The organism is Empedobacter sp. UBA7252 (genome assembly GCF_002472765.1).
GTDB classification, from domain to species: Bacteria; Bacteroidota; Bacteroidia; order Flavobacteriales; family Weeksellaceae; genus Empedobacter; species Empedobacter falsenii_B.
In genome coordinates this window covers 670-7,121 of record NZ_DKSQ01000032.1, presented here as the reverse complement: position 1 = coordinate 7,121, position 6,452 = coordinate 670, and the positions used below count along the sequence as shown (strand labels likewise).

General features: G+C 29.9%; 12 protein-coding genes. 1 reads left to right on the top strand and 11 read right to left on the bottom strand.

Annotation, left to right across the window (positions count from 1 at the left end; translation table 11 throughout):
- The coding region (locus B2X73_RS04610; RefSeq protein ID WP_291095853.1) for an integrase core domain-containing protein at positions 1-202 on the top strand (202 nt) is incomplete at its 5' end.
- A 385-nt stretch (positions 203-587) separates the two neighbouring features.
- Here the strand turns inward: B2X73_RS04610 and B2X73_RS04605 are convergent.
- The 11 genes from B2X73_RS04605 to B2X73_RS04555 all read right to left on the bottom strand — a co-directional run bounded on the left by B2X73_RS04605 (position 588) and on the right by B2X73_RS04555 (position 6,300).
- Positions 588-872 carry a helix-turn-helix domain-containing protein gene (locus tag B2X73_RS04605; protein ID WP_286496426.1) on the bottom strand — a complete coding sequence of 95 codons (285 nt, stop codon included), beginning with the start codon at positions 870-872 and terminating at the stop codon, positions 588-590.
- A gap of 194 nt (positions 873-1,066) precedes the next feature.
- Positions 1,067-1,513 (bottom strand): hypothetical protein, encoded by a 447-nt coding sequence (locus B2X73_RS04600; RefSeq protein ID WP_286496425.1) that lies wholly within the window; start codon positions 1,511-1,513, stop codon positions 1,067-1,069.
- Between the two features lie 132 nt (positions 1,514-1,645).
- A complete protein-coding gene (locus B2X73_RS04595) occupies positions 1,646-1,960 on the bottom strand; it encodes a hypothetical protein (protein ID WP_286496423.1) in 315 nt (104 codons plus the stop codon).
- Between the two features lie 114 nt (positions 1,961-2,074).
- Entirely contained in the window at positions 2,075-3,109 is a 1,035-nt protein-coding gene (arsB, locus tag B2X73_RS04590) for an ACR3 family arsenite efflux transporter (protein ID WP_291060609.1), read from the bottom strand.
- Between the two features lie 3 nt (positions 3,110-3,112).
- Positions 3,113-3,727: a low molecular weight phosphatase family protein gene (locus B2X73_RS04585; RefSeq protein ID WP_291060607.1), complete on the bottom strand. Its 615-nt coding sequence runs from the start codon at positions 3,725-3,727 to the stop codon at positions 3,113-3,115.
- A gap of 15 nt (positions 3,728-3,742) precedes the next feature.
- Entirely contained in the window at positions 3,743-4,210 is a 468-nt protein-coding gene (locus tag B2X73_RS04580) for a DUF6428 family protein (RefSeq protein WP_291060605.1), read from the bottom strand.
- A 59-nt stretch (positions 4,211-4,269) separates the two neighbouring features.
- On the bottom strand, positions 4,270-4,599 hold the full coding sequence (locus tag B2X73_RS04575) for an ArsR/SmtB family transcription factor (RefSeq protein WP_291060603.1): 330 nt from the start codon (positions 4,597-4,599) through the stop codon (positions 4,270-4,272).
- Between the two features lie 190 nt (positions 4,600-4,789).
- Positions 4,790-5,047, bottom strand: coding sequence for a Txe/YoeB family addiction module toxin (locus tag B2X73_RS04570; RefSeq protein WP_219035457.1), 258 nt, complete (start codon positions 5,045-5,047; stop codon positions 4,790-4,792).
- Positions 5,048-5,302, bottom strand: a complete 255-nt coding sequence (locus tag B2X73_RS04565) for a type II toxin-antitoxin system Phd/YefM family antitoxin (protein WP_291060601.1) — start codon at positions 5,300-5,302, stop codon at positions 5,048-5,050. It lies immediately after the preceding gene.
- A gap of 88 nt (positions 5,303-5,390) precedes the next feature.
- Positions 5,391-6,068 (bottom strand): tyrosine-type recombinase/integrase, encoded by a 678-nt coding sequence (locus tag B2X73_RS04560; protein ID WP_291060599.1) that lies wholly within the window; start codon positions 6,066-6,068, stop codon positions 5,391-5,393.
- A 100-nt stretch (positions 6,069-6,168) separates the two neighbouring features.
- Entirely contained in the window at positions 6,169-6,300 is a 132-nt protein-coding gene (locus B2X73_RS04555) for a transposase (RefSeq protein WP_221857142.1), read from the bottom strand.
- Between the last annotated feature and the right edge of the window lie 152 nt (positions 6,301-6,452).

Sequence of the window (6,452 nt, the reverse complement as noted above, 5' to 3'; positions counted from 1 at the left end):
AGGAACGCCTCAGTTAAATGGAAAAGTTGAACAATCTCATTTAACTGATAAAAAAGAGTTTTATCAACTTTTAAGCTATACTGATGATGTTGATCTAAATCAAAAATTAGAACAATGGGAAAAACTTTATAATTTCAATAGACCACATGGTTCATTTAAAGGTAAAACTCCTTATGAAATACTAAAATTAAAACTAAAATAATTATATTTAATGTCTATGAAGTGATGAAGTACGACACTCATAGTATTGAGATTTGAGATGTTAGTTATTAGACTTTTGTTATTGTATGTTCTTTTTTATTCATTGGTTTATTGTTTTATGAATAATGTATTCATGAATCCTTTGGATTTGGCTTGATACAAAAACATTTGAGATGTTTGCTATTATTATGTTCATTTTATTAATTACTTTTTTCTTGATAAAAAAGTAATCAAAAAATGAAGGCTTCAATTCTGGACGGTCAATCTTCATTTCGCTTCACTAAAATGTTTAAATCACTCCTTTCAGTCGGTAAACATTTTTACGTTTCACTTAACGGATTGACATTCGTCTGCGAATTTTTATGCCAGGTTATTGCTCTTAATTTTTAGCGTTTATTAGTGAATGATTTGTTGTAGTGTTCGTTCAATAACTTTTCGACATCAGACATTTTGTAGTAGATTTTGTTGCCTACTTGACAGAATGAAACCTTTCCTTCATTTCTCCACGTTTGAGCAGTTCGTTTTGAGATTTTCATTAGCATTAGAAACTCTTGGTTATCCATAAATGTTTCTTGTTTAGCTGCTAATGCTTTGTTTAATTTTTTAGTGATTTCCTCTAATTGGAATACGATCGCATCGTATTGATCCTTTGTTAAAATGATTGCTTCCATTTTCTAATTTGTTTAAGATTATGAAACAAATGAAGTACAGAAAAAAAAGTCCGTTAGTCCTGAAATGGTCTTGTCAGGACCATATCTTTTTGAATGGCTGATAGATAAAGACTTTTGATTTTTGAGGTTGAACGTATGAACAGGACTTTTTGGACCAAACAAAATCCTAACTGGGATAGTTAGGATTGCGAATATTATAGTAATTTATCTACATCAATTCGTTTTGCGTTATTCGGTCGTTTTTCTTCTCTTGATGGAGTGAGTATGGTTTTGACCGTTTCAATACTTACTTTATTTCCGTCTTTGTCTACAAAAGAATAAACAATCATTTTAGAAATCTCGTTTACATTTCCATCTAAATAATTTTTACCATTAATAAACAACTCTCTGTTTAATTGGTAAAATATGTCTACCAACTGATTGACCTTTCCATTGAATTGTAGTTTGTTGTAATTGCATTTTTCTTCTTTAACCACTTGTAATTCTTCCGTTAATGTTCTGATGTGTTGTAAGTGGTCAATTTTTTTGTTGCATTGCTCTGAATATTCTGGAAGCTTTGGATTGATAAAATGAATGTTAGCTTGTTCGTATTCGTATTTCTCATCAGTTAAGAAAAAGATCTGATCGCAATAATCCTCCATCTGTTCCAAATTTTTCTGCGTTTTATAAAAAGAAAAATATCGTTCTTCTGAATCTGCATTGATGTATCTTGGTGCAGGTCTTTCTTCGTCTTTAATCTCTATTGGTTTATATAAACCTAATCGAATTATTTCTTATGAAGTATAAATTTTCATTAAACGAGTTTTATTTCTTCCTTTTTCAAACAGAAATTCATTTACTGAAACTAACTTTTCAAACTTATTAATCCAATGTAGCTTATCTTTTGCATATAAAAGTTGATGTTTGATAAAATCAGCAATTTCAGAATGAGAAATCTCAAATATTTTGTCAATTAATGCTTGACAATACCCGTCATTTGTAAGAGGTTGCACCTCTATAATATCAAATTCTTTCGACTTTACATTGTGTAAAGCAACTTGTGTAAACTCTTTGAATTGTACAGTTTCTTTTATCAAATACTTCATCATAAATTAAGTTTTAGCAATTAACCTTTTATAGTGTAATTTGATGTAAATTAATGCATTACAAAGATAAAATGTGTCGTTAAAGATATTTAAAACTTCCTTATTCGATGTATTGCTCTATTCTTTATAATATATGCTTTTCAACCACAAACTAGCTTTTACTAAAAGGATTAATACAGGAACTTCGACTAGCGGACCAATAACTCCTACAAAAGCTTGTGGCGAGTGAATACCAAATATCGCAATAGAAACTGCAATGGCCAATTCGAAGTTATTACCTGTTGCTGTAAATGAAATAGATGCATTTTTATCATAAGGAACCTTCATTGCTTTATTGATAAAGAAACTGATGAAGAACATCAGTGCAAAATAGATCACTAATGGGATTGCTACTTTGATTACGTCTAAAGGTAATTCAAGTATTTTATCTCCTTTTAAACTAAACATTACCACAATAGTAAATAATAATGCATAGAGTGTTATGGGAGAAATTTTGGGCACGAATACACGATTGTACCATTCTATACCTTTCTTTTTAATTAGCGTGTATCTCGTGATAAAACCTATTAAAAATGGAATACCTAAATAGATCAATACACTTTGGGTTACTTCTATCATTGAAACCGAAACATTAAAATTAGCTAAACCTAATTTACTTGGCAATACATTGATAAATAACCAGACTAGAAAGCTATAACTCAATACTTGGAAAATACTATTTAATGCTACTAACATCGCTGTGTATTCTCGATTTGCTTTGGCTAAATCACTCCATACAATAACCATTGCAATACATCTAGCTAATCCAATAAGAATTAATCCAGACATATAATCGGGTTCGTTGTGTAGAAATAGAACTGCCAAGCCAAACATTAAAATTGTTCCAATTACCCAATTAAGCAACAAGGAAATTCCTATAACCTTTTTATTTTTAAACGCTTGAGGTAAGAGTGTATAATCAACCTTTGCTAATGGTGGAAACATCATAATAATTAAACCTAATGCCAAAGGAATATTAGTTGTACCCACACTTAAACTTTCAACCCAAAAAGGCATATTAGGAAATACATATCCAATCGTTACCCCTGCTATCATTGCAAAAAATATCCATAATGTTAGATATCTATCAAGGAATTTTAGTTTTGGTTGCATCGTTTATTTTGTGATTTGTGAAAATATGTACATCATTTCGGTTGCGATTTGAATACTGCGTTGCTTATAAACCTCAGTTTGTTGAAGCGTTCCATCCGAAATTTTAGGATCTTCGTAAGTAATGGGAATTCGCTTTTCAGCACCGGAAATAAAAGGGCAACCTTCATCTGCTTGGGAACAAGTTAGAATCGCTGCGAAATTTGAAATAGGATTGAAAGCATCATTATATTTCTTAGAAAAACCGATAATTGGTAAACAATTTTCATCAAATTTTATGGCGTAAATAGGATTTATACTATCTGCAATTTTTAGAATTTGTAAGCCTTGATTTTCTAATGTTTCTGCTACTTTAGGAAACAAAGCTGTTTCTTGTGTACCACCTGAATAACAGTGTACATTATCTATATTATAGAATGATGCTGAAGTTTGCGCCCAAACCTGTGATAAATGACTTCTTCGAGAATTGTGTGTACAAATAAAATTAAGGTTTACCGGTTTTTTACTATTTACCTTTCCTTGAATGTAATCTATTAAAGGTTGTAAAATTGTTTTCCTTTGGTTGCTAACAGTATTGATTTTTTGAATTTCTTCTACTGTATTTTTTAATGCTTTGTTCATTATTTAGAATTCAGATTAACAACATCCAGAATTAGGTGTGCAACAAGAAGATTTTTCTTCTTTCACTCTAAATTTATTTTCAGTTGCAACGGGAATACCGCAAGCATCTTCCGCTAAACAAGCTGTTTTTTTATTTTTTAAAATGAAATGTTTTCCATTAAATTCAAGATCGTATTTCCCAATTGTAGTCGACTGATATTCAACTTCAATCTCTGAATCTTCAATCCCTAATTTGTTTTCGGATAAGCGAATAATGTTTAATAATTTACCTGGTTTTAAACGATGTTCGTAATCGTCTGCATTCCATAGTTGAAAGTTTACTACTTTTTCGTTTCTGATGACACCACCACAATCAATAAATTTCTTTGTGATTTCTCCCACTTCTGTAACGTGGAAATGCTCTGGCACGAACGTACCATCCTCTAATTGAAATTCAACATTTTCTAATGTTGGTAAGATTTCTTTGATTTCTGAAAGTTTCATATACTTTAATTATTATTTATTAATCGTAATATTACGATGATTTATTTCAAAAAAATGCCTTAACAGCATTGATTTACTTTTACATTTTGATTGAAAAAGTTAGAAAACTCATTTTGAATTGCAGCCCAAACCTTTTGATCAATACAATAACAAACCGATTTTCCTTCGATGGAACCTTGAATAATTCCTATACTTTTTAATTCTTTTAAATGTTGAGAAATAGTGGCTTGTGCTAAACCTAATTCATCCACCAAATCTGTACAGATACACGCATTTTGCTTGATAATATGTTGAATAATAGCCACACGAGCAGGATGTCCTAATACTTTGAATAAAGTAGCTAGTTTATTTTGTTCGTCTGTAAATATTTCCGATTTAGTTGTTCCCATTAATGATTTATTATCATTGCAATATTACGATATGTTTTATAAATACTAAAATTATTTAATATTAATTATTCAATATACTGTTCTACTGCTTTATCTAATTCCTCGTTTACGATTTTGGCATAAAAAAAAATCTGTTACGTTTTACAACCTAACAGAATTCTATCTTATTTATATCTTAAAAATGGATTATTTAATCGTAATGGAAACGGCACTTTGCAATTAATATCTGATTATCTTCGTACTTGTAAATTAAACGATGTTCTTCGTCTATTCTACGTGACCAAAACCCTGAATATTTATGTTTTAATGGCTCTGGTTTCCCAATACCAGTAAAAGGAGTACGTGAAATATCTTTCAATAAATCATTGATGCGTTTTACTTTTTTATTATCGGTTTTTTGCCAAAATAAATAATCTTCCCAAGACTCATCTACGAAAATATATTTCATCTATTCCTCGATTAATTCTCTTTCAAAAGATTGGTTGTTTTTTAATTTTTCAATGGCAGCATCTAATCTTGATTCGTTGATTCGTGAAGATAATTCATGATTTGTAGCCATTAATGAATTGTATTCTTCTAAAGACATTACAACAATACCAGAATCTTTCCCTCTGTTGATGATTAAGGTTTCAAAATTTTTTGAAACACTATCTAAATAAGATTTAATATTTTTTCTGAAATCTGAAACACTTGCTATAATCATAATCTTGTATTTTATTGTGTACAAATATATGTACAATATTTTGATTTGGAAAATCTATTTTTATACATTATTCTAAAATAATTATCTATTATTCAATAAATTGCTCTACAGCTTTATCCAATTCTTCGTTTACAATTTTAGCGTAGATTTGAGTTGTTCCGATATCGGAGTGATCTAAAAGTTTAGAAACATACTCAATACGCATACCGTTAGCTAAGGCTTGTGTTGCAAATGTATGTCGGTTTAAATGAAATGATAACGAGAACGGAAATTCTAATTCTTTACCGATTCTACGCAATTTCTGACCACATAATACATTTTTGCTACCAATTACTTTTAGTTGGTATTCGTTGGATTGTTCGAAGAAATTAGCTTCTGAAATGATTGGAAATACAAAATCATCTGGTTCGGAAGTTTCTTTTTTGTATTTGTTTAATATCTCTAAAGCAGATTGACCTACTTTGAATTGATGTGAACGTTTTGTTTTACGAATGTTTAATCTGATACGTTGTTCGTTTTCATCGTAGTTTTTCCATTGTAAGGTAACGACATAACTAAAACGTAATCCTCCGGCATAACAACTAAAAATAAACATATCTCTGAAGTAGGTATCTGTTTGACCAAATGAACTCTTGTGGTTTTTTAGCTGCTCTATTTGTTCTTTGTTTAAAAACAGTCTTGTACTCTTGTCTTTTTTGATTCGTACACTTGCAAATGGGTAAGTATTTAAACTGATTACTTCTTCACGAATGGCATCTTTAAACATTATCGCTAAAATTGAACATTTGTATTAAAACTAACATTAGTAATTTATGAACAAATTGAAATAACTGTAAGAAAGCTTCTTTACCAAAAAGGACGCAAGTTTAACAAATTGTGGAATGCCAAGGTAGTTTTTCGTTTAAATCATGACCTAAAAATAAACGAATATCCAAACAGTTATTGCAATAGCGAATCAATGCTCTGTTGTTATTAATATTATTTAGATAACTGTCCATTCAAATCTTGAAAGAGACAATTAGATTATGAAATAAAACAAATTTCTACAATTAAAAACATGATAGCTTTGAAATTTCATATAGAAAACTTGCTGAAAAGGCGAGAGTCAATTTAGCGTAATGAGCGTAAAAATGGCTTACTGTTCGCGCAA